A 25,822-nucleotide genomic window follows, 5' to 3' on the forward strand; every position below is an offset into this window, starting at 1 on the left:
CACCAGTGGCGCTGTGGACAAACGACTTCCGTCTCGCTCGCCGTTCGTTCGGCAGTAGATTCGGTCTCAGTCTTCGAGCGGTTCGACGAACTCGACGACGTGTCCGTCTGGGTCCTCGACGAACGCCGTTCGTGCGCCGGCGGCCGGCTGGTCGGCCGGCTCTTGCACCACGCCGTAGTGGTCGATGTCCTCGAACGTCCGGTCAACGTTCTCGACGCCCACGGCGAGGTGGTCCCACGCAGTGCCGCCTTCGACCTGGTTTTGCCCCTCGGTTTTCGACAACTGGAGTTCGACGCCGTTGTCCGCAGCGACGTACTGGTTCAGGGTTCGGCCGTCTTCAGTCTCGAACGACCACGACTCGGCGAAGTCGAGTTCCTCGGTGTAGAACGCGAGCGCGCGCTCGATGTCCGTGACGTTGAGACAGGTGTGAAGCAGGTCCATAAGCCGTAGAGCGTCCCGCCACGAATAAATCGGGCGGTCGTTCGTCCCGACTCGCCGCTGGTGGTTTGGCAGATGTCATCACTGGGTGAACGTTTATCAACGACCAACACGGTTTGCCGTCATGGACGATGTCTTCGTCGGACAGTTGATGTCGACCGAACTGTACACTGTGGCCCCCGAAACGCTCGTCGCCGGCGCGGCGGAGCTGATGCTCGACAACGACATCGGGTCGGTCGTGGTGGTCGAAGACGGCGAGCTACGGGGCATCCTCACGCGAACGGATTTCGTCGATATCGTCGCCAAGAGCCGGCCGAAAGCCGAAACGCCGGTTGCCGATTACATGAGTACCGACATCGTCACGGCGGCCGCACAGGACCCCATCCGCGCGGTCGCCGACGCGATGACCGAGCACGGCTTCCACCACGTGCCGGTCGAAAGCGACGAGGACGGCGTCATCGGCATGATAACCTCCTCGGACCTCGCGGCATATCTCTCGGGCGTCCAGACGCCGAGTCCGGCCTGAACGGAAAAACGCCCGCACATCCGATGGAGTACAGTTATCATCCACACGTGTGAGCAAATCACGAACGAACGCATTATGAAGAACGAACGCGGCCAGCGGAACGGCTCGGGCGAGTGGACATGACCGACCGACCAATGGACGGGAACGCCGACCTCGGCGTGCGCGAGAGCGACGACGGGTTGGTGGTTCGGGCGACTATCGACCGACCCGACGAGCGCAACGCGCTGAACGAGAACGTGATTCAGGGGTTGCTGGACGTGCTCGCGGCCGCCGACGACGGTCCAACGCGGGTGGTCGTCATCCGTGGTGCGGGCGGGACCTTCTGCTCCGGTGGCGACCTCAAGAGCATGGCTTCCTCCATCGGACAGGGGTCACAGGCCTACCGCGAGGGATTTGCCGGTCTCTCGAATCTGATGGAGCGGATGGTCGAGACGGGTGCGCTGGTCGTCGCTGCCGTCGAGGGCTACTGTCTCGCGGGCGGGATGGGTCTTGCGGGGGCGTGTGACATGATTCTCGCCACCGAGGAGGCGACCTTCGGCACGCCGGAGGTCGATATCGGTCTCTTCCCCGCACAGGCCTTGGTGCCGATTATGAGAACGGTCACCGAAAAACAGGGACTCAAACTCCTCTTCACCGGCGAGCACATCGACGCCGAGACGGCCCACGAGATCGGCTTTACGACCGATGTGGTTCCCGCCGAGGACTTCGAGACCGAACTCGATACTCTGGTCGATGACCTCGCCTCCTCCTCGCCGGTGATGATCGAGATGGGCAAGGAGGCCTACTACACCCAGCGCGACATGGGCTTCGACGAAGCCCTCTCCTACATGCGCGAAGTCATCGCGCTCATCGCCATGAGTGAGGACACCGAGGAGGGCATCAACGCCTTCCTGATGGACGAAGAACCCGACTGGAGCGGTCGATAGACAATGACGATACGAGACCAAGAATCAGTCAAGGGCAACGACCCCGACAAAGCCATCATCTCGGCGGCGCTCACAGGCGCGCTCACCACCCGCGACCAGTGCGAGGCGATTCCCTATACTCCTGTGGAAATCGCCGAGGACGCGGCCGAAGCACGGGAAAACGGCGCGGCCATCGCCCACATCCACGCCCGGACCGAAAATGGCTCTCCGACCTACGAGACCGACATCTATCAGGAGATTCACGACGAAATCCGCGACCGCACCGACATCGTCATCAACTTCTCGACGGGTGCCCTCCACGCACCACCTGAAGAGCGCATCGAATACGTCGAGGAGGTCGAACCCGACATCGCGGCGCTCAACATGGGGTCGATGAACTACGCGAAATACTCCGAGTCGCGCGAGGAGTTCGTCTTCGATATGGTGTTCGAGAACTCCTTCGACGAGATTCGCCAGTTCGTGACCGCGATGGAGGCTGCGGGAGTTCGGCCCGAACTCGAATGCTTCGATACCGGACACATCGGCAACGTCCGACCGCTGTTGAAGAAGGGAGAACTCACCCATCCCTTGCAATTCAGTCTCATCATGGGCGTGCTCGGCGGGATTCCAGCGAGTATCGAAAACCTCGCCCATCAGGTGCGCCAGCTGCCCGACAGCGCGAACTGGCAGGTCATCGGCATCAGCAGAGACCAATGGCCGCTGGTGGCGGGTGCGCTCTCGATGGGCGGCAACGTTCGGGTCGGTCTCGAAGACAACTTCTATCTTCCGAACGGTGAGATGTCCACGAACCCCGAACTCGTCGGGAAAGCCGCCGAGCTAACTCGCAACGTGGGCCGCGAACCCGCGACGCCAGAGGAGGCACGCGACATCATGGGGCTTCAGTGATGGCGGGACTCGGCGAGACGCCACCCGCCGACGAACTGTTCGCCGACGACCTCTTCGACGGCGAGGTCGCGCTCGTGACCGGCGGCGGCACAGGGATAGGAAGGGAAATCGCGCTTGCCTTTGCCGACTGCGGTGCGGACGTCGCCATCGCCAGCCGCGAGATGGACCACCTCGAACCCGTGGCCGAAGAACTCGAAGCGCGCGGCGCGCGGGCGTGTGCGACCACGGTCGATGTCCGGGAGTACGAGGCGGTCGAGGCGATGGTCGACACAGTTGTGGCGGAACTCGGCGGCATCGACGTCCTCGTGAACAACGCAGGTGCGAACTTTCTGACCCCAACCGAGTCGCTCACGCCGAACGGCTGGCGCGCGGTCGTGGGCACCATCCTCGACGGGACGGCCTACTGTACGATGGCCGTCGGCGAGCACATGCGGGAAAACGACGGCGGCGCGATTCTGGCGATGGGCGCGACCAATTCACGGAGAGGTGCGCCGTATCACGCCCACTCCGGTGCGGGAAAGGCGGGCGTCCACAACCTGATGCAGACCGTGGCGAGCGAGTGGAGTAGTCACGGCATCCGGGCGAACACGGTCGCACCGGGAATCATCGAGACAGAGGGCGTGACCGAGGCCGCCGGTGGCGAACTGCCCGATACGTTTCTCGACGACGTGGCCGCGGACCGCTTCGGGACGCCCGCCGACTGCGTTCCTCCTGTGCTTTTTCTTGCCAGTCCCGCGGCTGCCTACGTCACCGGCGGCTACTTCACCGTCGACGGCGGCCAGTTGCTCGCCCCGACGTCGTTTTGAGGCGTTCCGTGACCGTTAGGCGACCGGCGGCCATCGAACGGACCATGCCCGGCGGAACGTACACCCTGTTCGTCGAGTTGTCCGAACGAGCCGACATCATCGTCGGTGCGCTCGGCGAACATGACTTCGAACAGGGCTGGTACGCCTACACCGGCAGTGCGCTCGGCTCCGGCGGATTCGTCCGCATCGAGCGCCACCGAGCGGTCGCCGCCGGCGAGAACGACACCCGCCACTGGCATATCGACTACTTGCTCGGCCATCCCACGAGTCGTATCGCGGCGGTTGCGCGGACGGCCGACGCCGAGGTCGAATGTGCGGTCGCCGGCGCGCTCCCCGGCCAACCGGTGGCGGGCTTCGGTGCCTCGGATTGTGAATGCGAGTCGTATCTGGCCTTCGATACCGACCGGGGGCGGCTGTGGCGGGCGGTACGGGGCGCACACCGAGCGTTCGCGCCTTAGAACAGCACGGTGCCGTGGTGGCGGGGCCGCTCGTCCCGGCGTTTGGTGGCGAACGTCGCGAGGCGCGCCTCCAGTTGCTCGCGCAGGTCGCCGGCCGGAACGAGTTCGTCGACCTCCATGTTCGAGGCTTGGGCCTCGATGTCGACGTACTTCTCGAACTCCGCTTTCGCACTCTCGATGAACTGCTCGCGCGTCTCGCCGTCCATGTCGGCTATCTGGTCGCCGAAGAGGGCGTGAACCGCGGCATCGGGACCCATCACCGAGATTTCCGCACTCGGAAGCGCGAGCGTCGCGTCCGGGCCGAAGGCGGGACCGCACATCGCGTAGATGCCAGCGCCGTAGGCCTTTCTGGTGATGACGCAGAACTTCGGGACCTGCGCGTTGGAGGTCGCGTAGATGAACTTTCGCCCTTTCCGGAGGACGCCCTCGCGTTCGACCTGCGAGCCGATCATGAATCCGGGCGTATCGCACAGATAGACCAGCGGGATGTTGTAGGCGTCGCAGGTCCAGACGAACCCCGCGCCCTTGTCGGCAGAATCGGGGAAGATGGCCCCGCTGATGTGGTCTGGCTGGTTGGCGACGATGCCGACTGGTCGTCCGTCGATGCGTGCAAACCCCGTCACGAGTTCGGGTGCGAATCTGGGCTTGCATTCGAAAAACGACTCCCTGTCGACGAGGCGGTCGATGGTCTCGTGGACGTCGTAGGCCCTGTTGGGTGCTTCGGGAATGACGCCATCGAGACCCTTCGGGTTCTTGAGCGGCGCTTTCGGCGTGCACTCGGGCGATTTCTCGGCGTAGTTCTGCGGGAGATACGAGAGTATTTCCCGCGCCTTCTCGGCGGCGCGTTCCTCGTCTTCGACCACGAGGTCGGCGCTCCCGCTCTGGGTCGCGTGGACGTCCGGTCCGCCGAGGTCCTGCATGTCCACGGATTCGCCGGTCATCGCCTCCACGATGCGCGGTGAGGCGATTGCCATCCCGGAGATGTCCTCGACCATAATCAGAAAATCACAGAACACAGGGGTATACGCCGAGCCGGCGATGTCCGGTCCGTACAGGACGCCGATTTGGGGGACCTGTCCCGAGAGCCGACACTGGTTGTAGAACATCTTCCCGCCGTGGTAGCGGTCCATGTGGGTGTCGCCCGGCTCGCGTTCGTCGGCGTTGAGCCGCGCGCCCGTCGAATCGATGAGGCGGACCATTGGAATTTCGAGGTCCATCGCGCGCTCCTCGATGCGGATGACCTTCTCGATGCCTTCGCGGCCGAGCGAGCCCGCCTTCACGGTATAGTCGTTCGCGGTGAACGCCACCCGGCGGCCGTCGATGGTTCCGATACCGGTGAGCAGGCCGTCGGCAGCGAGGTCGTCATCGTCGCTGTGGCGGGCGAAGGTGCCGTCCTCGTACTCGATCCGGTCGAACACCATGTCGAGGCGGTCGCGGACGAAGGCCTTGCCCAACTCCTCGATTTTCTCGTGACCCCGTTCGGGACCGCCGCCGAGGATGCTCTCGATGTCGTCCCGCAGACGCTGCTCGCGGTCGGTTATCACCGTGCCGGCCTCGTCCCAGTCGCCCTCGCCGGCATCGGCGACCCGCTCGCCCTCGGCGACGATTTCGACCGACCGGCCGAGGTGTTCCGCAACCGCGGTAGCGATGACGCGGGCGGTCTCGTCGTCGATGTCCTCGCCGACGTCGACTTCCATACCCCTGTCTCTCACCCCCATGCTTTCAAACTACTGCGCCGTATTCGAGGTATCACGTCTCGAATCAGGGGCGTTACGCTTATTCGCACCACGCGACTCTCGGCGGTAATGGCCCAGCGCGAGCGGGCGGTGCCCGTCCACCGCATCGAATTCGACGTCGACTGGCCACCCGGCCACGTGGCGAGCTACCTCATCGACTGCGAGCGGCCGACGCTCATCGATGCCGGGATGCCGGGTAGCGATGCCGAACGACGGCTTCGGGAGGCACTCGCGGCCATCGACTACGACCTCGCGGACATCGAACAGTTCGTCCTCACCCACCCACACGTCGACCACATCGGACAGGCCCGGACCGTCATGGTGACGGCCGACCCCACAGTGTACGCGCCTGCCGGCGTCCGCGAGCGGTTTGGGCGCGACACGGAGGACCTCGCGGCTGCCGTCCGCGAGAACGCGACGCGGGCGGGTCTCACCGGTGACGACCGCGACAGTGCTATCGAAAAGGCCGTCGAGTCGCTCGAACGAAATCGTGACCTCCTCCCGCCGGAATCGGTCGATATCTGGGTCGAGGACGGTGAAACGCTCGACATCGGCGGCACGCCAGTCGGGGCGATTCACACGCCCGGCCATCAGGCCGACCACTGCTGTTTTTTCGTCGACCGGGGCGAGGAGCGCGCACTCGTTGCCGGCGACATGGCCATCGAGCCCTTCCGTCCTGTGACCCTCCATACCGGTCTCGACAGCGGTGTCGAGGAGGCCATCGAAGCGTTCTACGAGGCGCTCGACCGACTCGCCTCGCTCGACCCCGACCGCGTCTATCCCGGTCACGGTCCCGTTCACACCGACTTCGGGCGCGTCATCGAGCGCGACCGCCGAAGCCTCGACCGGATGCTCGACCGCACGGTCGAAGCGCTCGACGAATCCCGGACGGCCGCCGACATCGCCGACCAGCGAGCCGGTGCAAACGACACCACCTACATCCTGCCCGAGGTGGTCGCGGCGCTCGCCCATCTCGAAGCCGCCGGTCGAATCGAGGCGGAACTCGTCGATGGCGTCGCCCGCTACACGCGGTAGTCGCCACCGACGCACCAACACTTAATACAGCCGGCAAATACGTGTTGGCGTATAGCATGGAGTATCACGACGGCGGCCCCCTTCGACAGATGGGCGACCTCCCGGCGATGGCTGCCCATCGCTACGGCGAAAAGACCGCGTTCGTCGCCTTCGGGCAAGAACAGTCCTTCGCGGAACTCGACGACGAGGCGAACCGAGTGGCGAACGTCCTCGGGGAGCACGGCATCGAACCGGGCGAGCGCGTTGGGCTGTTCATCCCGAACACGCTCCAGTTCCCGAGTGCGTACTTCGGCGTCATCCGTGCGGGCGCGGTGCCGATTCCGCTCAACCTGCGGATGGACCCCGAGACGCTCGCGTTCGTCCTCGATGATGCGGACGTCGATACGATGATCGCCTCGCCGCTGCTCGCCGAGGAGGCGACGGGGCTGGCCGATGCTGCTGGCGTGGAAACGACCTTTCTGCCGGGCGTTGCCGAGGATGGCGTCGTCAACTACTCTCACGAACTCGACGCGGCCAGCAGCGAGTTCGATGGTCCCGACCGTGCGTTCGACGACGTGGCCTGCCAGCCCTATACTTCCGGAACGACCGGCAAGCCGAAGGGCGTGCTGTTGAGCCACGAGAACCTCCTCTCGACAATCGAATCGTACGACACGGGCGGTCTCAACGTCGATGCCGAGGACTCGATTCTGCTCGTGCTTCCCCTGTTCCACATCTACGCGCTGAACGCGGTCATGGGCACGTTCCTCTATACGGGCGCGACGATGGTGCTCCAGCCCCAACCGGAGGCCGAACCGATGCTCTCGGCCATCGCCGAGCACTCGATTACGCAGTTCGCTGGCGTGCCCGCGATGTACACGATGATGTTTCGGGAATACCGACAGCAGCCCGACGACTACGACCTCTCCTCGCTCGAAAACGTGGTCTGTGCGGCCGCACCGCTGGCCGATTCGACCCGCCGGGAGATCGAGGAGGCGTGGAACGTGCCGATGACCGAGGGCTGGGGGATGACCGAGACCGCGCCCGCGGGCACGACAGAACCTTCCCGTGGGGTGCGCAAGACGGCGGGCTGTATCGGGCCGCCAGTGCCCAATATCGACCTCGAACTCGTCGACCCCGAAACGAGGGAGACGCTCGTCGCGCCCGACGACCTCACGCCGTTCGCCAATCCGGACATCGACTTCGAAGACCACGAGCGCGTCACCGGTGAAATCGCCGTCCGTGGCCCACAGGTGTTCGAGGGGTACTACGAACGGCCCGAAAAGAACAGTGAAGTCTTCGACGACGAGGGCTGGTTCTACACCGAGGACATCGCGCGCGTCGACGCGGATGGGTACTTCTGGATGGTCGACCGCGCCGACGACATGCTCATCGTCGGTGGCGAGAACGTCTATCCTGCCGAGGTCGAGGACGCCCTCTACGCTCACCCCGACGTGGCCGAGGCCGCCGTGGTGGCCGCACCCCACGATGTGAAGGGCGAGGCCCCGGTCGCGTTCGTCGTCCCCGAGGCGGGGACCGACCTCACCGAGGAGGCCCTCCGGCGGTTCGCGCTGGAGCGCGTGGCGAGCTACGCCCACCCGCGACGGGTGTTCTTCGTCGAGGAACTCCCGCGGAGCGCGACCCAGAAAGTCCAGCGATACAAACTCGAAGCGGACGCCGACGAACGCCTTTCCGAGCCGCTGCAATCGACTGCCGAGGAACTCTGAGACTGCGGCGGCAGCCACAGCGGAGGGTCGGAACAAGCCGCCCGCCCGATTCGGCCTTCGATGACCGGCACAATTACTATGTTCGGTGGACGCTCACAGTGTGCATGGCCGCCTTCGAGACGGAGATGCACGGGATGATTCGTGAGGCGACGCGGGACATCGCCGCCCAGTACGACGCCGAATACTGGCGCGAATGCGTCAACAACAAGGAATTTCCCGAGGAATACTGGCAGGACCTCGCGGACAACGGCTGGCTCGGCGTCGCCATCCCCGAAGAGTACGGCGGCGAGGGGATGGGCATGTTGGAGATGGCCATCGTCATCGAGGAGCTCTCCCGGGGCGGCGGCCAAGGAGGAATCATCTTCGTCCTCACACCGGTCTTCGGTGGTATCGGTATCGAGCGTCACGGGACGGAGGCCCAAAAGGAGACGTACCTCCCGAAGATCGCAAACGGCGAGATGCGGTTCTGCATGGGGCTGACCGAGTCGCGTGCGGGCACGAACACGCTCAATATCGAGACCGAGGCCGAGCGCGATGGGGATGAGTTCGTCCTCGACGGGCAGAAGACGTTCATCAGCGGTGTCGAGAACGCCGACGAGATGCTACTCATCGCGCGCACGTCAGAATTCGACCGCTCGAACCCCACTCATGGGGTCTCGATGTTTCTGGTCCCGGAACCGGCCGAGCAGGACGACATCTCGCTCACTCCCGTGGAGACCACCGTGCCGTGGTTCGAGACCCAGTATCAGGTCGACATCGACGGACTGCGGGTTCACGAGGACCGCATCCTCGGGACCGAAGATGGGGGACTCTATCTCCTCTTCGACACGCTGAACACCGAACGCATCGGCGGCGCGGCGAGCGCTCTGGGGGGCGGGCTGCGCGCCATTGACCTCGCGGTCGAGTACGCCAAGGACAGGGACGTCTTCGGCCAGCCAATCGGTGCCCATCAGGGAATCCAGCACCCGCTGGCGGAGTACTACGCCAAACTCACCGCCGCCCAGCAGCTCACCTACGATGCCGCCGCCAAGTGGGACGACGGCGAGGACTGCGGGATGGAGGCAAACGCCGCCAAACTGTTGACGAGCGAGTTCGCCACCGAAGCGGCCTCCCAAGCCATCCAGACCCACGGTGGCAACGGGTTCACGCCCGAATACGAAGTGTATGACCTCTGGCAGAACGCTCGCCTGACTCAGACCGCACCCGTCTCGAACGAGATGGTCAAGAACTTCATCGCCGAACACCACCTCGGGCTGCCGCGGTCGTACTGACTCACTCGTTCAGCCAACGCGCGGTCTTGCGAACGAGCGGGCGTGGCATTACTCCGACTGTATGCCAGAGCAGTTTGTAGCCATAGCCCGGGACGATGACGGTCTCGCCGACCATCACCCCCTCGTAGCCGGCGTCGGCCACGCTCTCGACGTCCTGCATCGGGCCGCTGCCGAGCGGCGTGTCGGCCATCGACGCCCGTTCCTGAAATTCGGTATCGACCGGACCGGGACAGAGCACCGACACCGTCACTCCGTCCTCGCGGAGTTCCTCGGCGATGGCCTCCGAAAACGAGAGCACGTAGGCCTTCGAGGCGTAATAGACGGCCATGAACGGACCCGGTTGAAACGCCGCACTCGACGCCACGTTGAGGATCTTCCCACGGCCGCGTGCGACCATCTCGCGGCCGAACAGTTTCGAGAGGACCGTGGGCGTCTCGACGTCGAGACGGAGCTGGTCGCGCTCGCGGCCGGGGTCGATGTCGGTGAACGTCCCCTGCGTGGCGATGCCGACGTTGTTCACGAGCACGCCGACGTCGAGACCGCGCTCGGTCACCGTCTCGTACAGCTGTTCGGGTCCTCTGGGTTCGGCGAGGTCCTGCACGACGACCGAGGCCGCGATGTCGTATCGGTCTTCGAGCGAATCGGCGAGCGCTCGGAGCTTTTCCTCGCGGCGAGCGACGAGCACCACGTCGTGGCCGGCCCTGGCGAAGCGCGCGGCGAGCGCCCGGCCGATGCCCGCCGACGCACCCGTGATGAGTGCCGGCTCCCGATCCGAGGGCATGAGGAAACGCTCGCACGACACACCGATAGGTATCGTCTTCGCGGCAGATTTTCACCGCGGGCTCATACCGCGATGGCGAACGGGGACAACGCACTTGTGGTCGGTCCTGATAGACTGGCGCGATGGGACTCGTTCACACTCCCGCGGAGCGATTCGCCGATATCGAGGGCTACCCCTACGAGCCACAGTACGTCGACGTCGGCGGGCCGGAGATGGCCTATGTCGACGAGGGCAGCGGCGAGGAGACGTTTCTCTGTCTCCACGGCGAGCCGACATGGGGGTATCTCTACCGGAAGATGGTCCCGACGCTCGCAGAAGAGGGACGGGTCGTCGTTCCCGATTTCGTCGGCTTCGGCCGCTCCGAGAAGTACGACGACCCCGAGGAGTACTCCTTTTCGATGCACTACGATTCCCTCGTCGCGTTCATCGAGGCGCTCGACCTCGACGACATCACGCTGGTCTGTCAGGACTGGGGTGGCATTCTCGGGCTGTCGGTCGCGGGCCATCACCCCGAACGCTTCGCGCGCCTCGTACCGATGAATACCGGGATTCCGAGCGGGAACCAAGAGATGCCCGACGCATGGGAGCAGTTCCGCGATTTCGTCGAGCGTGTCGACGAACTTCCGATTGGGATGCTCATCCAGAACGCCACGGCGACCGAACTCGGGGGTGAAACGCTCGCGGCCTACGAGGCCCCGTTCCCCACGGAGGAGCACAAGGCCGGTGCACGGGTCTGGCCCGACATGGTGCCTCGGCAGGGCGGCGGCGACGGCGCGGAAACCACGCAGGCAGCCGCAGAACGACTTTCCGAATGGGAGAAACCGGCCTTCGTCCTCTTCGCCGATTCGGACCCGATCACCGGTCCGAACCGCGACCCGCTTCGGAACCTGATTCCGACCGCGAGCGACCAACCCGACGTCTGGGTCGCCGAGGCGATGCATTTCCTCCAGGAGGACGCCGGCGAGGCGATAGCCGCGGAAATCGTCGATTTCGTCGAGCGGACGCGATAACTGCGGGGCGCTCGCCCACACGTTTTCGGGTCAGCGGTGGATTCCGGAGCCGCATACCCCATCGACCGTCGCCGCGGCTACCACTCGGTGACACGCATCTCGATGGGTTCGTCCGGCACCATCGTCACCGCCGAATCCACACCCGGCTCCGTCCTCGGCGAGCGAAGGTCGAGGCGGTAGCGCCCGACCGCGCGCGAGAGGACGATCTGGTCCTCCATCAGCGCGAACTGCCGACCGATGCATATCCGTCTGCCACCGCCGAAGGGGAAGTAGCTGTATCGTGGACGGTCTTCGTCGGTCCTGGCCGCGAACCGCTCGGGCCGGAATCTCGATGGGTCGTCCCAGAGGTCGGGGTCGCGGTGGATGACGTACTGGCTGAGGAGCACCTCGCTTCCGGCGGGGATTTCGTACCCGTCGATGGTGTCGGTCTCGCGCGCCTCGCGGACGAAGACCGGCACCGGCGGGTAGATTCTCATTGCCTCCTGCACGCATCGTTTCGCGTAGGTGGGGTCGTCGCCGCCGAACGAGAACGGCGCATCCCTCCTGCCCGACGCTGTCGTAATCTGCTCGTGGAGTTCCTCGTGGACCGCGGGATTTCGCGCCAGCAGATACCACGTCCACGTCAGCGCGGCCGCCGTGGTCTCGTGACCGGCGAGCAGGAACGTCATGATCTCGTCGCGGATTTGCTCGTCGTCCATCCGTTCGCCGGTCTCCTCGTCGCGGGCGGCCATGAGCGCCGACAGCAGGTCGTCGTACTCTCCTGCCTGTCCGCGGCGCTGCTCGATGAGATCGTAGACGATGCCATTTAATTCGTCGCGCGCGACGCTCACCCGACGGTTGTGCGGCGTCGGGAGCCACTCCGGGATGGTGGGGCGGACGCTGTTCGTCTGGCGCTGGAACTCCGTGCGCAAGACGTCGAGCGCCGCGGCGATGTCCTCGGCGTGGGTCTCCATGTCGGTGCTGAACATCGCCTTGCCGATGATGAGCAAGGTTACGCGCTCCATCTCGGCAAGCAGGTCTATCGGCTCGTCGCGTGCTGCATGGTTGGCCCACCTATCGAGCATCGCGTCGGTCTGTTCGGCAACCAAATCGGCAAACGAGCGCACGGAGTCCGAGCGGAACATCGGCCGGATGGTTCGGTGCTGGCGGCTCCAGTGGTCGCCCTCGCTCGTGAGTAATCCGCGACCGAACAGTTCGCCGAGTTCGTCGCGGTACACCGCAGCCTTCCGATAATTTCCCTGATTCGATTCGAGGACGTGCTGGACATACGCCGGCTCGGCCAGCAGATACGCCTCGGTGCCGTCGGTCGGTGTCCGTAGCCGGACGACTGGCCCGTAGCGTTGCCGGAGGTCTTCCAACATCGTCGCCGTGTCCTCCCGGAGGAGTCGGGCGGCCTGCTTGAGCAACCCCGTTTCGCTCGGTCCGGGAATGGGCTTTGCGTCCGTCGTGGCTGTGTTTTGCTGGGGCATGAACTGTGGTGTCGGCGGTTACTCCGGGTTCAGGTTCTCGGTGTTTTCGGTGACGGTGTCCATCATGTCGTTGAAGCTCCGCGCGCGTTCGAGCGAGCCGACGACCTCGTAGCGATTTTGCACATAGGCGAGCGTCGCGTTGAACGAGTCGTCGTTGAGCATACTGAACATGACGTTGGTCGTGCGCTCGAACCCGATTCCCGGGTCGTCGAGCAACCCCAGCCCGCCCGCAACCGTGCCCGTCTCGGGGTCGGCTGTCATGTGAAACGACACCGGCGAATGGGTGGGCTTCCAGTTGACGGCGTATTCCTCGGTGACTTCCTCACTGACTGCCGGCACCATCTCGGTGACGAGCGAGAGACCGTCCCAGAGAACAGTAATAAATTCCCTGACTGTCCCGGGTTCCTCGGTTGCGTCCGTCCCGATGTCGTCGAGCGTGCTCATCCGAGTCGAGAGCGTCTCGAAGGCGTCGGGGTGGAGCGCGAGGAGGTGTTCGATGTTTTCCGCCGCGCCGTCGAGCGCTTCCGGGAGGTTCGCCTTGAACTCCCCGTCGGGTTGTTCGAACACCGCTTCGAGGTCGTCGAAGTTCGTCTGTGACATGATTGGCCTCGTGCCCGGCCCCGGCGGCCGAACCGTTGTGTCCGGTTGTGTCGACTCTGTAATGGGCCTATCCCGTTGCATCAGCGGGTATTTATACAGCCACTCATCCGGTGCAGAAGCTACTGGGCCGCGAGCGAGAAACTGGGGGTGGCATGACGGACACGGGTGGTCGAACATGAGCGTGGCTCGATGAGTTCCCCGAGGAAATGATGCCCGCGTTTCACGAGCGCGACGATGAGCACGTCGCAAAGAAAATGGATGACCTCGAACCGTCCATCGAGGACGCGCTCGACGGACGCGACACGCCGGACTCGCTCGACGAATCCGAGACGCCGGTCGTCGAGCCGTAATCGCCAGTGCGAAACGCGGGCGGTCAATCCTCGTCCGTCACGACCCGGTTTTCGAGCGTGCCGATACCCTCGACCGAGAGCGCGACCCGATTGCCATCGTCGAGGAAGCGCCCGAGTTCCAGCCCACAGCCCTCGCCGACCGTGCCGCTGCCGATGACGTCGCCGGGATGCAGCGTCTCGTCCTTCGAGACGTGGGCGACGATCTCCGCAAAGGAGTGCTCCATCGCGCCGGGCGTGCCTTCCGACCACGTCTCGCCGTCGACTTCGGCCGTCATCGTCGCGCCCTCGACGTCGAAGGAGTCGGGCGTCACCAGATACGGGCCGAGCGCGTTGGCGAAGTCCTTGCCCTTCGCCGGTCCGAGGTTCCCCTCCATCTCGCGGCCCTGCACGTCGCGCGCGCTGAAGTCGTTGAATATCGTATAGCCCGCGATGTACGAGTCGGCCTTCTCTACTGTGATGTCGCGCCCCTCGCGCCCGATGACCGCTGCGAGTTCGAGTTCGAAATCCATTAGATTCGAGGTGTCGGGCCAGAGAACCGTCTCGCCGGTGCCACAAACCGAATCGGGGTTGCCCTTGTAGTAGATGGGTTGTTCGTACCAGACGTCGGGCACGTCCTCGCCCATCGTGTTTTCGACGTGTTCTTCGAACGCCATGCAGTCACGCAACGAGTTCGGGCGCGGCAGCGGACTCAGCAGCTCTACCTCTGTGGGGTCGAAGACGACACGCGCGCCGTTCGGGCCGCGCTCGCGCCCGCCGCTCTCGACGAACGAGACGACTTCCCGGACGGTCTCGATGGCGCGCTCGCCGCGTTCGAGAACGGCGAGCATCTCCGGCGGTACGATGGCCTCAGCGAGTTCGACCGGTGCGGCGTCGCCTTGTTCTTCGAACACGCAGGCAGAGCCTGTCGTCGCGTCGATGAGTCCCGATTCGGTGTGGATGCCGACGCGTCGTACGGGACCGAGCGGCGTATCGACTTCGAAGGTGGCGAGTTTCATGCCTTCCTCTCGAACAGTGCGACCGGCCGCACCCACCCGGCGCTCGCTCCTTCAATGGCGACCGGCGTCGTCACGAGCGGGACGTTCGTTTTTCGCGGGAGTGCATCGAGGTTGGCCATCTTCTCTATCTGGCAGTATTCGACCTCGCGACCAGCGAAGTGTGCCGGCCAGAGTTCTTCCGGGTTCTCGGTTTCGACGTACCGACGCCCCATCTCCGCGAAGGGTTTGTCGAAGCCGTAGGCGTCCGTGCCGATGACCCGCACGCCCTGCTCCGTGAGATGGTTCGTCGCGGCCGCGCTCATGCCCGGAAAGTCGGTGAGGTATTCGGGAGTGCCCCACAGTTCGTCCGCTCCGGTGTGAATGAGAACGATTTCGTCGGGCGAGAGCGAGTGGTCGAGGTCTGCGAGTTGGGCGTCGAGTTCGTCGGGCGTAATCTCGGTTCCGCTCTCCTTCCACGTGAAATCGAGCACGACCGCATCGCCACAGCACCACTCGATTGGCACATCCTCGATGGTTTTTGCGGGTTCGTTGCCGACTGTGGGACCGTAGTGATACGGCGCATCGAGATGGGTTCCTGTGTGGGTGATTGCCTGCACTTCCTCCCACGCAAGTCCCATCCCGTCGGGGAAGTCCTCGCCCGTCACGTCCTCGATGCCGAGGTCGTGGAGGTCGTCGGCGAGGAGGTCCGCGCCCGTCTCGTGGTCGAAGCGTTCGATGTCGGCTGGCCACGGCTCGCTCGCCACACCCGGTTCGATTGGAAGACTCAGGTCGATGACTCGCGTATCGGATAGTGAGAGCATACGCCCACAACCGCGGCTTCGGGGACCGTATAGTTTCGTGTCCCCCGGGTCGAACACCCGAGGTTCGAGTATCGACCGGGAGAAACAATCAATATCCCGTGGATTTTCGGGGTGAGTACGGACGATGAGTGACTCCACGACGACACCGGGCACGGACGGGCACAGCAGTATCGTCCTCGAACAGGTCGGCCGGTACGAGTCGGGCCAGTTCAACGAGGACGCCGCGGAGATCATCACCCACAGCGCCCGAACCGGGCATCTGTACGTCGTGAACGCAGACGTCGGTGGCATCGACGTGCTCGATGTAACGTCGCCGGACACTCCCGAACGGGTGGACCGACTGATTCTCGCCGACGTGTGGGATGACGCGGGCGAAGTCACGAACATCGCTCTACGGGAGGACGTTCCGCTCGAACGACCCGAAGCGGCCACGTCCGCCGAAGATGGAGGAGCGACGAGCGTGCTTGCGGTCGCCACGGTCGCCGCGACCTCGCAGGAGAACGGTCGAGTCGTCTTCTACGACGCTGCGGAACACACGCCGCTGACGACGGTCGAGGTGGGCGCGGTTCCGGACATGGTGACGTTCGCGCCCGACGGCGAGACGGTCCTCACGGCCGATTCGGGCGAGCCGAGCGAGGATTACACCACCGACCCGCCGGGGACGGTCAGCCTGATCGACATCGGCGATGGTATCGAGAACGCGACCGTCGAGTCGGTCGATTTCACCGCCTACGACGGCCGCGAGGACGAACTCCGCGAGCGCGGCGTCCGGGTGTTCGGGCCTGACGCGAGCGCCTCCGTGGACCTCGAACCCGAGTATCTCACCGTTTCGGCCGATTCCACCACCGCCTACGTCGTGTTGCAGGTCAACAACGCCTTCGCCGTCGTGGACATCGAAACCGCAACCGTGACCGACATCCACCCCTTTGGCTACAAGGACCACGACGCGACCGGCAACGAACTCGACGCGAGCGACGTCGACCGACTCACGGTCCGCAACTGGCCCATCTATGGAATGTACCAGCCCGACGCCATCACCTCCTATGAAGTGGACAGCGAGGCGTCGGGGGACGCCTCGGGCAGCCGGACGGAGTCCGGCGACGACGAGACGTATCTGGTCACCGCAAACGAGGGTGGAATGCGCGACTACGAGGGGTTCAGCGAGGTCACCACAGTGGGTGAACTGGCCCTCGACCGCGACGCGTTCGACCTCGAAAATGTGAGTGGCGTCGAAACTATCGAGGACCTACAGCGTCCGGAGAACCTCGGGAACCTCCTCACGACGACCCACCTCGGCGACATCGACGGCGACGGGCGTCACGAGGACATCTACGCCTTCGGCGGACGGTCGTTCGCCATCTGGCGGACGGACGGCACGCTCGTCGCCGACAGCGGGGCGGACTTCGAACTCCTCACGGCGATGCACCACCCCGAGTATTTCAACACCGACGGTCTCCGGAACACGCCCTATTCTCAGAGCACGGTGAAGGGGCCGGAACCCGAAGGCGTCGATGTCGGACGTATCGGGGACTGTGTGTATGCGTTTGTGGGTCTCGAACGCATCGCCAGCCTCGTCGTCTACGACATCACCGAGCCAACCGACCCGTCGTTCGTCCAGTACATCAACAATCGCAACTTCGAGGTCGACCCGCTCGCCGATGTTGAAGACGGCGAAGCCGACGTGAGCGACGCTGGCGACCTCGGTCCCGAAGGAGTGACATTCATCCCGGCGGCAGACAGTCCCGTGGACGAGCCAGTCGTTGCCGTGGGAAACGAACTCAGCGGGACGACCACGCTCTATCGGGTCCGCACGCTCGCGGAAACCGGTTCATCCACCGAATCGGAGGACGAAGACCGCCGGTGAAGACGAAGCGCGGTTCGAGAGTGTTGTCCTGAACGCGAGTCCGAAGCGCCGCCAACGACGGTCACCTCGGCGCGAAGCACGTTTATCCGTGTCTGGGCCGGCCGAAGTGCATGGTTATCCGCTCGTTCGAGGGCACCACACCGAACATCCACGAGTCGGCGCGCATCGACGAATCGGCGGTCGTCATCGGCGACGTCACCGTCGAAGCCGAGGCCAGCGTCTGGCCGAACGTCACGCTACGCGGCGATTCGGGCACAATCGTCCTCCGCGAGGGCGCGAACGTCCAGGACAACGCCGTCTGTCACGAGGGCTGTGAGATCGGCCCGCACGCGACCGTCGGCCACACGGCCATCGTCCACGCGGCGACGGTCGGCGAGCGCGCGATGGTCGGGATGGGTGCGACCGTGCTCGACGGTGCACACGTCGGACGGGAGAGCCTCGTGGCCGCGGGCAGCGTCGTCACCGAAGGCATGGATATTCCGCCGAACACGCTCGTCGCCGGCACGCCCGCTGAAGTCCGCAAGGAAGTCGACGAGTCGCCGTGGACCCATGCGGGCGAGCACTACGTCGAGCTGGCGAAGCGCCACGACCGCTCGGCCGAACGCATCGACTGACCTACCACAGCCGCGCGGCCGTGGCGAGCACCCACGCCGAGAGACACGCCGAGCCGACGAGTTCCGGTATCGCCAGCCCGCCCGGTGTGCCCGCGCCGAGCCACACCACCCACCCGAGGACATGCACGAGCGCCAGCGCGAGCGTTGCGAGACCGCGGCCCCGCGCCCCGGTGCGCACGTCGCCCGCGCCATAGAGAACGAACGCGACGGTGAACGCGAGGAAGAAGCCGATTGCCACGAGACCGTGCTCGGGGGCGGGCAGTGCGAACACGCCGACCAGCGAGAGGCAGACCGCCGAAAGCGAGAAGGCGACGCTCCCGGCGGCGTGGAGCAGCGTTCGTGCGTTTCTGGCGAGTACGATACCGAGCGGCAGCGCGAGCAGCCCCGCCACGAGAAGGCCACCGTTGAACACCGCCGTCGTGGTCCACCCAGCGCGCCCGAGGTCCGACAGCGCACTCGTCGCCATCGAGAATCGCACCGAGAGCAGCATCGCCACCCCGATTGCTCCAAGCGAAACGACAATCGAGAGCATCCCGAACGCCGCGGCGGCTCTGTTCGCTCTCGTCGCGCCGACGGGTTCGGTCGAATTTTCCATTCCGTTCGAGACCGCGACCGGTCGCCCCTTCAGCCTACCGCCACCCACTTTTCACTCCTCGGGTTGGCTCGTTTCGTCTGCTCACGGGCGGCTTCGCCGCCCGTTCGCACGGCCAGCGGGACCTTCGGTCCCGCTCGGCTCGCCAACCACTCCTCGCAAAAACCTGGACTGAAAACTCCCGCTCGCTCCCTCCGGTCGCTCGCGGTTCGACTGCTACCATCACCGCACAGCACCATGTCACACCCTCCCCAGCCGATTCACTTCGCTCGCTCTCTCTGGTCGCTCACTCGTTCATCCCTCGCGCGCTCTCCGGCCTCCGGCCGGATTCATCGCGCGCCGCCGCTATCGCAGGCCGTTCGGCCCGACGGTCAGGACCGTGCGGTGACGGTGATGCCGAGGAGGATGACCGCTCCGCCGACGACGGTGATGACGCTCGGCACCTCACCGAGCAGGACGAGCGCGAGCAGCGCGCTGCCGATTGGCTCGCCGAGCAGCGAGACGCTGACGACGCTCGATTCGAGGTGGGCAAGCGCCCAGTTCAATACCGTGTGGCCGAAGATGCCGGGACCGACCGCCATCCCAAGAAAAAGGAGCCACTCGCTCGCGGGATAGTCAACGAGCGCCGCGCCGTCGGCAAGCGTGAGCGCGAACAGGACGACCGTGCAGACCGAATAGACCACGATGACGTACGGAATCAGCGGGATTCGCTGGCGGAGCGAGCGCCCGGCGAGCACGTAGCCCGCCGCACAGACCGCGCCGACGAGTGCGAGGGCGTTCCCATAGAGTGGGGCCGGGCCGGAAACCGCTCCCGTAATGGAGTCGCCGACCGACAGCACCGCGATGCCGACGAGTGCGAGCGCCATCCCCGCGAGCGTCCGCCGGGTGACGTGCTCGGCGAGCAGCCACGACGCGCCAACGGCGACGAACAGCACTTGGGACTGGACGATGGTGACCGACGCCGCGACGCTGGTGAATTCGAGGCTCTCGAACCACGACGCGAAGTGGACCGCGAGCGCGACCCCGCCCGCACCCGCGACGAGCCAGTCCCGGTTCGTGAGACGACCGAACGCCTCGCGGTGGCGCGCAGCGGCCAACGGCGCGAGCAGGAGCGTGGTGAAGAGCACCCGGTAGAACGCCTTCACGATGCTCGGTGCGGAGCTGTATCGCACGAGGATGGCGCTAGTGCTGACGGCGACAACGGCAACTGCGAGCGCCGTGAGCGGTGGTGTCGCGCGCTCGATACGACCGAGAGCGTTGCTCACGATGGCGCGACGACGAGCGCGCGCTTACGGGTTGTGATTCGGCTACTCCGCGTTGTCCGGTACGTCGAAGTCGTGGAAGTGCTCGCCCTTCTCCTTGGTGAGGATGTTCAAGGCTGCGGCCGCGCCGTCGCCGGCCGCGATGACCGCCTGCCACTCCTCGGCGCGGACCATCGCACCGGTGGCGTAGGCGTCGTCGATGCTGGTCTCCATCTCCACGTCGACATCGACCACGTCTTCGTCGGTGAACTCGCAGCCCAACTCCTCGGCGAGGTCGCGCTTCGCACCGGTCGCCAGAATCACGTAACTCGCCTCGTGGTCGCCCTCGTCGGTCGAGACGGTGAAGCCGTTTTCGTCTGCTTCGACGTCAGTTACCTGCGTGCCTTGGTGGCGCTCGACGCCGAACTCCTCGACCTGTTCGCGGGCGTCCTCCATGAACGCCGAGCCGTCCTGGCTTTCGATGCCGAGGTAGTTGAACAGGTGGGCCTTGTGCATCCACGTCTCGTCGGTGTCGAAGGTCATCGTGTCGAGACCGTTTTTCGATGTGAACAGCGCCGCGCTGAGTCCGGCCGGTCCGCCGCCAACGACCGCGACATCGGTATCTGTCATACACGCCGGACCACGACCGCGACCGGGATAAATCGTCCGTTGGCGGGACCGCGCGGCGGTGGCTGCCTATCGGGATTCGCGCTGTTCGACCTTGTTCAAGTCTCGGACTGACGCTACGGATTTTGCCTACATTGCCGCTTTCCTCGGAGTACAATCAGTCATCGTCGGCAGTGTACGCTCCACCCCGGCGCTTGATTCGAGCAACCGCCATGCGTTGTTCATTCCGACGAAACGTCACGGCGAGCCGGAACTCTCCAACACGTACCTTCTTGCGTGGACTGTTCTGGAGTGGTTCACCATACTCTGGTGGGTCGCGCCACGGCAGTCGGCGATTTCGTCGAGTTTATCGAGTATCCGGTCTCGTTCGTGAGGGTCGAGCGCGGCGAGATCGTCTTGGGCCTTCGGAGCGAGTTCCCACGTCCACTCGCCGTCACTCATCGCCGTCCGTCCCGAACTTCTCGCGGGCCTCCTCGGCGCTCATCGTCCGCCCCTCGCGGATGTCCTCTTCCGCTTGGAGGAGCGCGACGAGTTCGTCGCGGTCGAACGTGGGGAACTCGGTGGCGTCGCGCAGCGTGTAACGGATGAACTCGCTTCGGCTGTTGAAGCCGCGTCCCTGCCATGTACCGTCTATCTCGTCGAGGAAGGACTGGGTGACTTTGAAATTTACCGTGACTATCTCGTCGTCGCCGTTATCCCCTGTGGCTGCTTCGGACATACTTCTGTATTACGCCCGTCTTACCAAGACCGTTTCGGTGGAAATCAGTACCTCCGTGTTCGCTCTACTTCACCGCTTCTCGAAATACGAACCGCGTTCATCCCCCGTATTAAAAGTAGCACCAATGGCAATTATTCGGGCGTACGGGTCGATACTCACTGGACGTTCTTGACGCGATGTTCGACTGGGCTGAAGAACGGTCTCATCTCGGGTCAAACGTAGAACGCGAAGCGTGTTATAGGAATTATCGTCGAACGTCATAGATTCCGTGGACAGGACTCGTGAGACGGGTTCGAATCCGAGTGTATCGAAATCCGAATGGTGACGATAATCCCTATAATTGTCATCGACTCTCCCGCTGTTCGACCTTGTTCAGTTCGATGAGCAGCCGGAACATCGCCTTCACGAGGTTGTCGTCGACATCGAAGCGCTGGGCGTTCTCGCCGGCCCGTTCCATCACGCGCTGCTCTTGGGACTCGTCGGTCGTCGGCAGACCCTGCTCGCGTTTGACCTCGGCGATGGCGTCGGCGACGTAGGTGCGCTGGGCGATGTGTTCGACGATTTCGCGGTCGATGGTCTGAATCTCCTCGCGCAGCTCGTCGAGGCTCATTCCGTCCGTGCGCCGTCGGTCCGGCTCGTCGTCAGCCATGTATTCCCATCGTACTCGCTCCACGCCTCTTGTACCTTCTTCAATCCTTTGCGCTCGCCGACCGCGACGTAGCTCGGCCCGGTGCCAGAAAGCGAGACACCCGAGACGTGTCCGAGCGCCGCCATCGCCGGTGCAGTTGGAAAGTCGAGCGCCGCACAGAACGCCAGCCCGTTGACCGTCATCGCGCGCTCGTACTCGCCAGCGAGCGCTCTCTCGACGGCGACCTCGACGACGGGCGCGACCCGCTCGCAGCGTGTGACATCGGCGTCGGCGCTGAACGCGCGCTCGTCGGGCGTCCACACCAGCACGTCCCAATCGACCGTTCCGCGCGCGAGCACCTCGTCGGCCGTGTTGTCGGTGACGGTGACGCCGCCGAGCATGCTCGCGCTCGCGTCGTCGAACGCGCCCGTCACGGTGACTCCCACCTCGCGGGCGGCGCGCACGCCGAGTCGGGCGGCGTCCGCGAGCGAGAGCGTCCCGTCCTCGCCCACAGTCATGTCGAGCGCGTCGCACGTCGCCAGCACCGTGGCGTTCGCCGCGGCGCTCGAACTCTTCAATCCGGCGGCCATCGGTATCTCGCTCTCGGTCTCGACTCGTGCACCCTGCCCGTCGCCGCATCTTTCGACGACGAGTTCGACACACCGCTCGATGAGGCGCGTGTCGGCGTCGGGCGCGTTCGCAATCGTGCCGGTCACGTCGCCGCCGCTCGTGAGTTCGACCGTCGCGGTCGTCTCGCGGTCGATGGCGAACGCGCTCCCCCTGCCGGTGGCGAGCGCGTTCACGATTGTACCGGCTGCCGGCGCGCTCGCGCGTCCATCCATGTAGCGGCGTCGCGCGCCGGCGAACTTACCGATGGCGGTCCCGACGGGAGCACACGGCTTTTGGCCCACACAGTAATAGTCCGTCCATGAGCTACCACAGCGAACACTCGCCCGATACCCTTTCTATCGACCTCACGGAGGCGGGCATCGCCGTCGAGTACACCGACGGCCGCGAGGTGTTCTATCACGGTGTGCCGACGACGGTCGAGGACTCCCACACTACCGCGCCGGGCAAAGAAGTCCACGTCCTCGTGACCGACCCCACCGAGACCGAGGGCGTGCTCGTCTACGTCAACGACCGGACGACCGTCGACGAAATCATCGCCGAGACCGGTGTCGGGCGCGTCTTGGTCGATGAAGACGAGGAAACTACCCTGTTCCCGGGCGTGAGCGTGCGCGCGGCAGGCCACCGCGTCACCGTCGACGCCGACCCGGAGACCGCCCGCGGGCGCGTGTTCGTCTTCGAGGAGGACGAGATGGGCGAGCGCAGCGTCGAAATCGTTACCGCGGAGGGGTGAACCGTCAGACGCCGGGCACGCCGAGCGCCGACAGCGAGATGAACTCGAAGATCGACCCGAGCAGGTACAACACGGCCACCGAGACGAACCACGCGACGAGTCCGATCCCTCCCGCGGCAATCCAGCCGCCCGGATAGCGGAAGTTGATGACCCCGACCCAGATGATCAGCAGCAGTAGCGGTCCGAGCAGCGGGATGATGTTGAGAAAGCCGAGCACTGTATAGACGATGACTCCGAGCAGGGCGGTGATAAGCGCGCTGACGAAGCTCACCGAACTGTCGGCGACGAGACGGACGCCAGCGTAGATGCCCGCCGCGCCGACGGTGAGGCTGACGACGAAGATGGCGATGCTGGTGATGAGGCTCATGATTTGGCCTTCCAGTCCATCTTGATGGTCACCGACTCGCGACTCCCCCGGAGGATCGACGAGCGCTCGCGCACGCCGAGTTCGAAGGCCACCCTCTCGCGCGGATGCAGCGTGATGGTCTTGTTGTCGATGTCGATATGGAACTCCTCGTCGGACTCCAAGTCGTCGGCAATCGCCCGCAGGCGTTCTGCGGCCTCGGCACGGTCGAGTTTCGCTTCGCTGATGTTCTTTTCTACCATACTGTTGAAACGGGTGGTTTTCAATTAAGGGTTGTGCCTGACCGCGGGGTCGCCCCCGACACGCCGGGCTACTTGCCCCGGAACTCGGGGTCGTAGTCGTCCTCGGCGAACGCCCGCGCGCCTTCCTCATGGTCGTCGGTTTCGAGCAGCGTCGAAAACACCCGGCGGTCGTACTTACGGCCCTCACGAAGGCCGGATTCGACGCTGACGTTGCCCGAGTCCTTGATTGCACGAATCGCCAGCGGCGGCTTCGCCGCGAGCGTCCCGACGAACGCCTCGACCTCCTCGTCGAATTCCTCGTCGCCGTGGACGTGGTTGACGATACTCTCCTCGGCGGCACGCTCGCCGCCCATGTGCTCGCCGGTCATGGCGAGTTCCTTGGCGACGGCGGGACCGGCCAGCCGTGAGACGTACTGGACGCCGCCGGCACCCGGCAGCAATCCCAAATCGACCTCCGGGAATCCCAGTCGACTCGACTCGCTGGCGATGCGGATATCACACGCCAGCGCGAGTTCGAGCCCCCCACCCAAACAGTAGCCGTCGATTTTCGCCACCACGGGTGCGGGAAACTCGATGACCGAATCGCGCATCCCGTGGGCGTCGAAAGCGGCGGGTGACACGCCGGAAAACCCCGTGATGTCCGCGCCGGCACAGAACGCCTTCTCGCCGGTCCCTTCGATGACCACCACGCGGACGGCGACACCGTCTCCCTCCTCGTCGCGTTCGGCGAGCATCCCGAGACCCGTCTCGATGTCCTCGCGCATCCGCATGTTCATCGCGTTCAGCGAGTCCGGGCGGTTCAGCGTCAGCCTGCCGACTCCTTCCGCTTCGTCGAACTCCACGACCACGGTATCGAGCTCCTCGTGCATACCGGGCCATCGAGGGTCGGCATCAAGATACTGCCGGTCGACATCACTCGTAGTGGCGGCGCTCGACGTACTCGTCGAACAGCCGCGTCAGGAGCTGCGTGACCGGTCCCGTGCCGACCGCCACGCCGTCGGCGCGCGCGATGGGCCGCAGTTCCCACGTCGGGTTCGTGAGGAAGGCCTCGTCGGCGTCGCGCACGTCCGCCGGCGCGTACTCGCCCGTCTCGACCGGAAACGACTCCTCGCGGGCGAGGTCGAGGACCACCTCGCGGGTCACATCCGGAAACGCCACAGCTGCACTCGGCGTCTTGAGCGTACCGTCGGCGACGAAGAACACGCTGCTCGCCGCGCCACCGACGAGGGTTCCCTCTTCGTCGCGCACGAGCGCCTCGTCGGCGTGATAATCGTCGGTACTGGCGCGTTCGATTTCGCTCCGTGCGAGTACACCGTCGAGGCGCGCGTGGGTCAGCGCCGGGGTCGGGATCGTCCGCCCTGAAATCGACCGCGTCTTCACGATCTGGACGAGCGCCGGGTCGTCCCACGCCCGCGTCCCGTCGAGACCGCCGCGCGGACGCTCTTCGGCGGTAACGATGACCGTCGGTTCGGCATCGGAAACGGGCGTGAGACCGCCGCCGACACCGCGAGTGATCGAGACCGCGAGGTGGGCGTCGGCGAGGTCGTTGGCGGCGAGCGTCTCGTGGACTCGTTCGTGTAGGTCTTCGGGAACCGCATCGGCAAAGCCGAGTCCGTCAGCGGCCCGCCGGAGGCGCTCTTCGTTCAGTTCCCACTCGAAAACGCTCCCGCCATAGGCTCGCAGCCCGACGCGAACGGCGTCGCCGTAGCGAAACCCGCGGTCGTGAACGCTCACGGTCGCCTCGCTCGCGGGGACGAGTGCGCCGTTCAGGTGATACTCCAAG

The 25,822-nt window shown here is 65.0% G+C and carries 30 protein-coding genes and 1 pseudogene; 13 read left to right on the forward strand and 18 right to left on the reverse strand.

Annotated elements, in window-relative coordinates; genetic code table 11:
• Positions 1 to 66: 66 nt before the first annotated feature.
• Positions 67 to 441 carry a VOC family protein gene (locus ACQUQO_RS10860; RefSeq protein WP_435078029.1) on the reverse strand — a complete coding sequence of 125 codons (375 nt, stop codon included), beginning with the start codon at positions 439 to 441 and terminating at the stop codon, positions 67 to 69.
• A gap of 121 nt (positions 442 to 562) precedes the next feature.
• Here ACQUQO_RS10860 and ACQUQO_RS10865 point away from each other — a divergent pair, with 121 nt between their 5' ends.
• The 5 genes from ACQUQO_RS10865 to ACQUQO_RS10885 all read left to right on the forward strand — a co-directional run bounded on the left by ACQUQO_RS10865 (position 563) and on the right by ACQUQO_RS10885 (position 4,039).
• Complete coding sequence (locus ACQUQO_RS10865; RefSeq protein WP_435078030.1) at positions 563 to 964, forward strand: CBS domain-containing protein; 402 nt, start codon at positions 563 to 565, stop codon at positions 962 to 964.
• A 119-nt stretch (positions 965 to 1,083) separates the two neighbouring features.
• Positions 1,084 to 1,890, forward strand: a complete 807-nt coding sequence (locus ACQUQO_RS10870; RefSeq protein WP_435078031.1) for an enoyl-CoA hydratase/isomerase family protein — start codon at positions 1,084 to 1,086, stop codon at positions 1,888 to 1,890.
• 3 nt (positions 1,891 to 1,893) lie between these two features.
• On the forward strand, positions 1,894 to 2,775 hold the full coding sequence (locus tag ACQUQO_RS10875) for a 3-keto-5-aminohexanoate cleavage protein (RefSeq protein ID WP_435078032.1): 882 nt from the start codon (positions 1,894 to 1,896) through the stop codon (positions 2,773 to 2,775).
• Positions 2,775 to 3,581 carry an SDR family oxidoreductase gene (locus ACQUQO_RS10880; protein ID WP_435078033.1) on the forward strand — a complete coding sequence of 269 codons (807 nt, stop codon included), beginning with the start codon at positions 2,775 to 2,777 and terminating at the stop codon, positions 3,579 to 3,581. Before ACQUQO_RS10875 ends, ACQUQO_RS10880 begins: the two co-directional genes overlap by 1 nt.
• A gap of 44 nt (positions 3,582 to 3,625) precedes the next feature.
• Entirely contained in the window at positions 3,626 to 4,039 is a 414-nt protein-coding gene (locus tag ACQUQO_RS10885; RefSeq protein WP_435078094.1) for a GIY-YIG nuclease family protein, read from the forward strand.
• Here ACQUQO_RS10885 and ACQUQO_RS10890 read toward each other — a convergent pair.
• Positions 4,036 to 5,736, reverse strand: a complete 1,701-nt coding sequence (locus ACQUQO_RS10890) for an acyl-CoA carboxylase subunit beta (RefSeq protein ID WP_435078034.1) — start codon at positions 5,734 to 5,736, stop codon at positions 4,036 to 4,038. The genes ACQUQO_RS10885 and ACQUQO_RS10890 overlap by 4 nt on opposite strands.
• A gap of 108 nt (positions 5,737 to 5,844) precedes the next feature.
• Here ACQUQO_RS10890 and ACQUQO_RS10895 point away from each other — a divergent pair, with 108 nt between their 5' ends.
• The 3 genes from ACQUQO_RS10895 to ACQUQO_RS10905 all read left to right on the forward strand — a co-directional run bounded on the left by ACQUQO_RS10895 (position 5,845) and on the right by ACQUQO_RS10905 (position 9,784).
• On the forward strand, positions 5,845 to 6,810 hold the full coding sequence (locus tag ACQUQO_RS10895) for an MBL fold metallo-hydrolase (RefSeq protein WP_435078036.1): 966 nt from the start codon (positions 5,845 to 5,847) through the stop codon (positions 6,808 to 6,810).
• Positions 6,811 to 6,866: 56 nt separating this feature from the next.
• A complete protein-coding gene (locus ACQUQO_RS10900) occupies positions 6,867 to 8,513 on the forward strand; it encodes a class I adenylate-forming enzyme family protein (protein WP_435078038.1) in 1,647 nt (548 codons plus the stop codon).
• 104 nt (positions 8,514 to 8,617) lie between these two features.
• Entirely contained in the window at positions 8,618 to 9,784 is a 1,167-nt protein-coding gene (locus ACQUQO_RS10905) for an acyl-CoA dehydrogenase family protein (protein WP_435078040.1), read from the forward strand.
• Between the two features lies 1 nt (position 9,785).
• Here the strand turns inward: ACQUQO_RS10905 and ACQUQO_RS10910 are convergent, their stop codons facing one another.
• Positions 9,786 to 10,565: an SDR family NAD(P)-dependent oxidoreductase gene (locus tag ACQUQO_RS10910; protein WP_435078042.1), complete on the reverse strand. Its 780-nt coding sequence runs from the start codon at positions 10,563 to 10,565 to the stop codon at positions 9,786 to 9,788.
• Between the two features lie 122 nt (positions 10,566 to 10,687).
• Between ACQUQO_RS10910 and ACQUQO_RS10915 the strand changes: the two genes are divergently transcribed.
• A complete protein-coding gene (locus ACQUQO_RS10915; RefSeq protein ID WP_435078043.1) occupies positions 10,688 to 11,575 on the forward strand; it encodes a haloalkane dehalogenase in 888 nt (295 codons plus the stop codon).
• A gap of 77 nt (positions 11,576 to 11,652) precedes the next feature.
• On the opposite strand, the gene ACQUQO_RS10920 is transcribed toward ACQUQO_RS10915, so the two are convergent.
• Positions 11,653 to 13,044, reverse strand: coding sequence for a cytochrome P450 (locus ACQUQO_RS10920; protein ID WP_435078044.1), 1,392 nt, complete (start codon positions 13,042 to 13,044; stop codon positions 11,653 to 11,655).
• Positions 13,045 to 13,062: 18 nt separating this feature from the next.
• A complete protein-coding gene (locus ACQUQO_RS10925) occupies positions 13,063 to 13,644 on the reverse strand; it encodes a hypothetical protein (RefSeq protein ID WP_435078045.1) in 582 nt (193 codons plus the stop codon).
• Positions 13,645 to 13,853: 209 nt separating this feature from the next.
• Between ACQUQO_RS10925 and ACQUQO_RS10930 the strand changes: the two genes are divergently transcribed.
• The gene (locus tag ACQUQO_RS10930) at positions 13,854 to 13,994 is read left to right on the forward strand and encodes a hypothetical protein (RefSeq protein ID WP_435078046.1); all 141 of its coding nucleotides are present in this window, start codon (positions 13,854 to 13,856) and stop codon (positions 13,992 to 13,994) included.
• 23 nt (positions 13,995 to 14,017) lie between these two features.
• Here ACQUQO_RS10930 and ACQUQO_RS10935 read toward each other — a convergent pair whose 3' ends face one another.
• Together ACQUQO_RS10935 and ACQUQO_RS10940 are read right to left on the reverse strand one after the other, a co-directional pair.
• Positions 14,018 to 14,989 (reverse strand): fumarylacetoacetate hydrolase family protein, encoded by a 972-nt coding sequence (locus tag ACQUQO_RS10935; RefSeq protein WP_435078047.1) that lies wholly within the window; start codon positions 14,987 to 14,989, stop codon positions 14,018 to 14,020.
• On the reverse strand, positions 14,986 to 15,789 hold the full coding sequence (locus ACQUQO_RS10940; RefSeq protein WP_435078048.1) for a cyclase family protein: 804 nt from the start codon (positions 15,787 to 15,789) through the stop codon (positions 14,986 to 14,988). Before ACQUQO_RS10940 ends, ACQUQO_RS10935 begins: the two co-directional genes overlap by 4 nt.
• 124 nt (positions 15,790 to 15,913) lie before the next feature.
• Here ACQUQO_RS10940 and ACQUQO_RS10945 point away from each other — a divergent pair, with 124 nt between their 5' ends.
• Both ACQUQO_RS10945 and ACQUQO_RS10950 read left to right on the forward strand, forming a co-directional pair.
• Entirely contained in the window at positions 15,914 to 17,653 is a 1,740-nt protein-coding gene (locus tag ACQUQO_RS10945; RefSeq protein ID WP_435078049.1) for a choice-of-anchor I family protein, read from the forward strand.
• 110 nt (positions 17,654 to 17,763) lie between these two features.
• On the forward strand, positions 17,764 to 18,267 hold the full coding sequence (locus tag ACQUQO_RS10950; protein ID WP_435078050.1) for a gamma carbonic anhydrase family protein: 504 nt from the start codon (positions 17,764 to 17,766) through the stop codon (positions 18,265 to 18,267).
• A gap of 1 nt (position 18,268) precedes the next feature.
• On the opposite strand, the gene ACQUQO_RS10955 is transcribed toward ACQUQO_RS10950, so the two are convergent.
• The 7 genes and pseudogenes from ACQUQO_RS10955 to ACQUQO_RS10985 all read right to left on the reverse strand — a co-directional run bounded on the left by ACQUQO_RS10955 (position 18,269) and on the right by ACQUQO_RS10985 (position 22,915).
• Complete coding sequence (locus tag ACQUQO_RS10955; RefSeq protein ID WP_435078051.1) at positions 18,269 to 18,910, reverse strand: DUF998 domain-containing protein; 642 nt, start codon at positions 18,908 to 18,910, stop codon at positions 18,269 to 18,271.
• 320 nt (positions 18,911 to 19,230) lie between these two features.
• Positions 19,231 to 20,124, reverse strand: coding sequence for a DMT family transporter (locus ACQUQO_RS10960; RefSeq protein ID WP_435078052.1), 894 nt, complete (start codon positions 20,122 to 20,124; stop codon positions 19,231 to 19,233).
• Between the two features lie 42 nt (positions 20,125 to 20,166).
• Complete coding sequence (locus ACQUQO_RS10965) at positions 20,167 to 20,730, reverse strand: NAD(P)/FAD-dependent oxidoreductase (protein WP_435078053.1); 564 nt, start codon at positions 20,728 to 20,730, stop codon at positions 20,167 to 20,169.
• Positions 20,731 to 20,884: 154 nt separating this feature from the next.
• A pseudogene (locus ACQUQO_RS10970) lies at positions 20,885 to 21,168 on the reverse strand (type II toxin-antitoxin system RelE family toxin).
• Complete coding sequence (locus ACQUQO_RS10975) at positions 21,161 to 21,445, reverse strand: ribbon-helix-helix domain-containing protein (RefSeq protein WP_435078054.1); 285 nt, start codon at positions 21,443 to 21,445, stop codon at positions 21,161 to 21,163. Before ACQUQO_RS10975 ends, ACQUQO_RS10970 begins: the two are co-directional and overlap by 8 nt.
• A gap of 343 nt (positions 21,446 to 21,788) precedes the next feature.
• Positions 21,789 to 22,094, reverse strand: coding sequence for a chorismate mutase (locus ACQUQO_RS10980; RefSeq protein WP_435078055.1), 306 nt, complete (start codon positions 22,092 to 22,094; stop codon positions 21,789 to 21,791).
• The gene (locus ACQUQO_RS10985) at positions 22,052 to 22,915 is read right to left on the reverse strand and encodes a shikimate kinase (RefSeq protein ID WP_435078056.1); all 864 of its coding nucleotides are present in this window, start codon (positions 22,913 to 22,915) and stop codon (positions 22,052 to 22,054) included. The genes ACQUQO_RS10980 and ACQUQO_RS10985 overlap by 43 nt, the downstream gene beginning before the upstream one ends.
• An 86-nt stretch (positions 22,916 to 23,001) precedes the next feature.
• Here ACQUQO_RS10985 and ACQUQO_RS10990 point away from each other — a divergent pair, with 86 nt between their 5' ends.
• Positions 23,002 to 23,433: a DUF5796 family protein gene (locus tag ACQUQO_RS10990; RefSeq protein ID WP_435078057.1), complete on the forward strand. Its 432-nt coding sequence runs from the start codon at positions 23,002 to 23,004 to the stop codon at positions 23,431 to 23,433.
• 4 nt (positions 23,434 to 23,437) lie between these two features.
• Here the strand turns inward: ACQUQO_RS10990 and ACQUQO_RS10995 are convergent, their stop codons facing one another.
• The 4 genes from ACQUQO_RS10995 to ACQUQO_RS11010 all read right to left on the reverse strand — a co-directional run bounded on the left by ACQUQO_RS10995 (position 23,438) and on the right by ACQUQO_RS11010 (position 25,821).
• Positions 23,438 to 23,800 (reverse strand): hypothetical protein, encoded by a 363-nt coding sequence (locus tag ACQUQO_RS10995; protein WP_435078058.1) that lies wholly within the window; start codon positions 23,798 to 23,800, stop codon positions 23,438 to 23,440.
• Positions 23,797 to 24,039: an amphi-Trp domain-containing protein gene (locus tag ACQUQO_RS11000; RefSeq protein ID WP_435078059.1), complete on the reverse strand. Its 243-nt coding sequence runs from the start codon at positions 24,037 to 24,039 to the stop codon at positions 23,797 to 23,799. The genes ACQUQO_RS10995 and ACQUQO_RS11000 overlap by 4 nt, the downstream gene beginning before the upstream one ends.
• A gap of 68 nt (positions 24,040 to 24,107) precedes the next feature.
• Positions 24,108 to 24,908 carry an enoyl-CoA hydratase/isomerase family protein gene (locus ACQUQO_RS11005; protein WP_435078060.1) on the reverse strand — a complete coding sequence of 267 codons (801 nt, stop codon included), beginning with the start codon at positions 24,906 to 24,908 and terminating at the stop codon, positions 24,108 to 24,110.
• A 43-nt stretch (positions 24,909 to 24,951) separates the two neighbouring features.
• Positions 24,952 to 25,821 (reverse strand): aminotransferase class IV, encoded by an 870-nt coding sequence (locus ACQUQO_RS11010; RefSeq protein WP_435078061.1) that lies wholly within the window; start codon positions 25,819 to 25,821, stop codon positions 24,952 to 24,954.
• Position 25,822 lies beyond the last annotated feature (1 nt).

Origin of the sequence: Halococcus sp. AFM35, from assembly GCF_051195015.1 — an archaeon.
In the GTDB taxonomy this organism is placed as follows: Archaea; Halobacteriota; Halobacteria; order Halobacteriales; family Halococcaceae; genus Halococcus.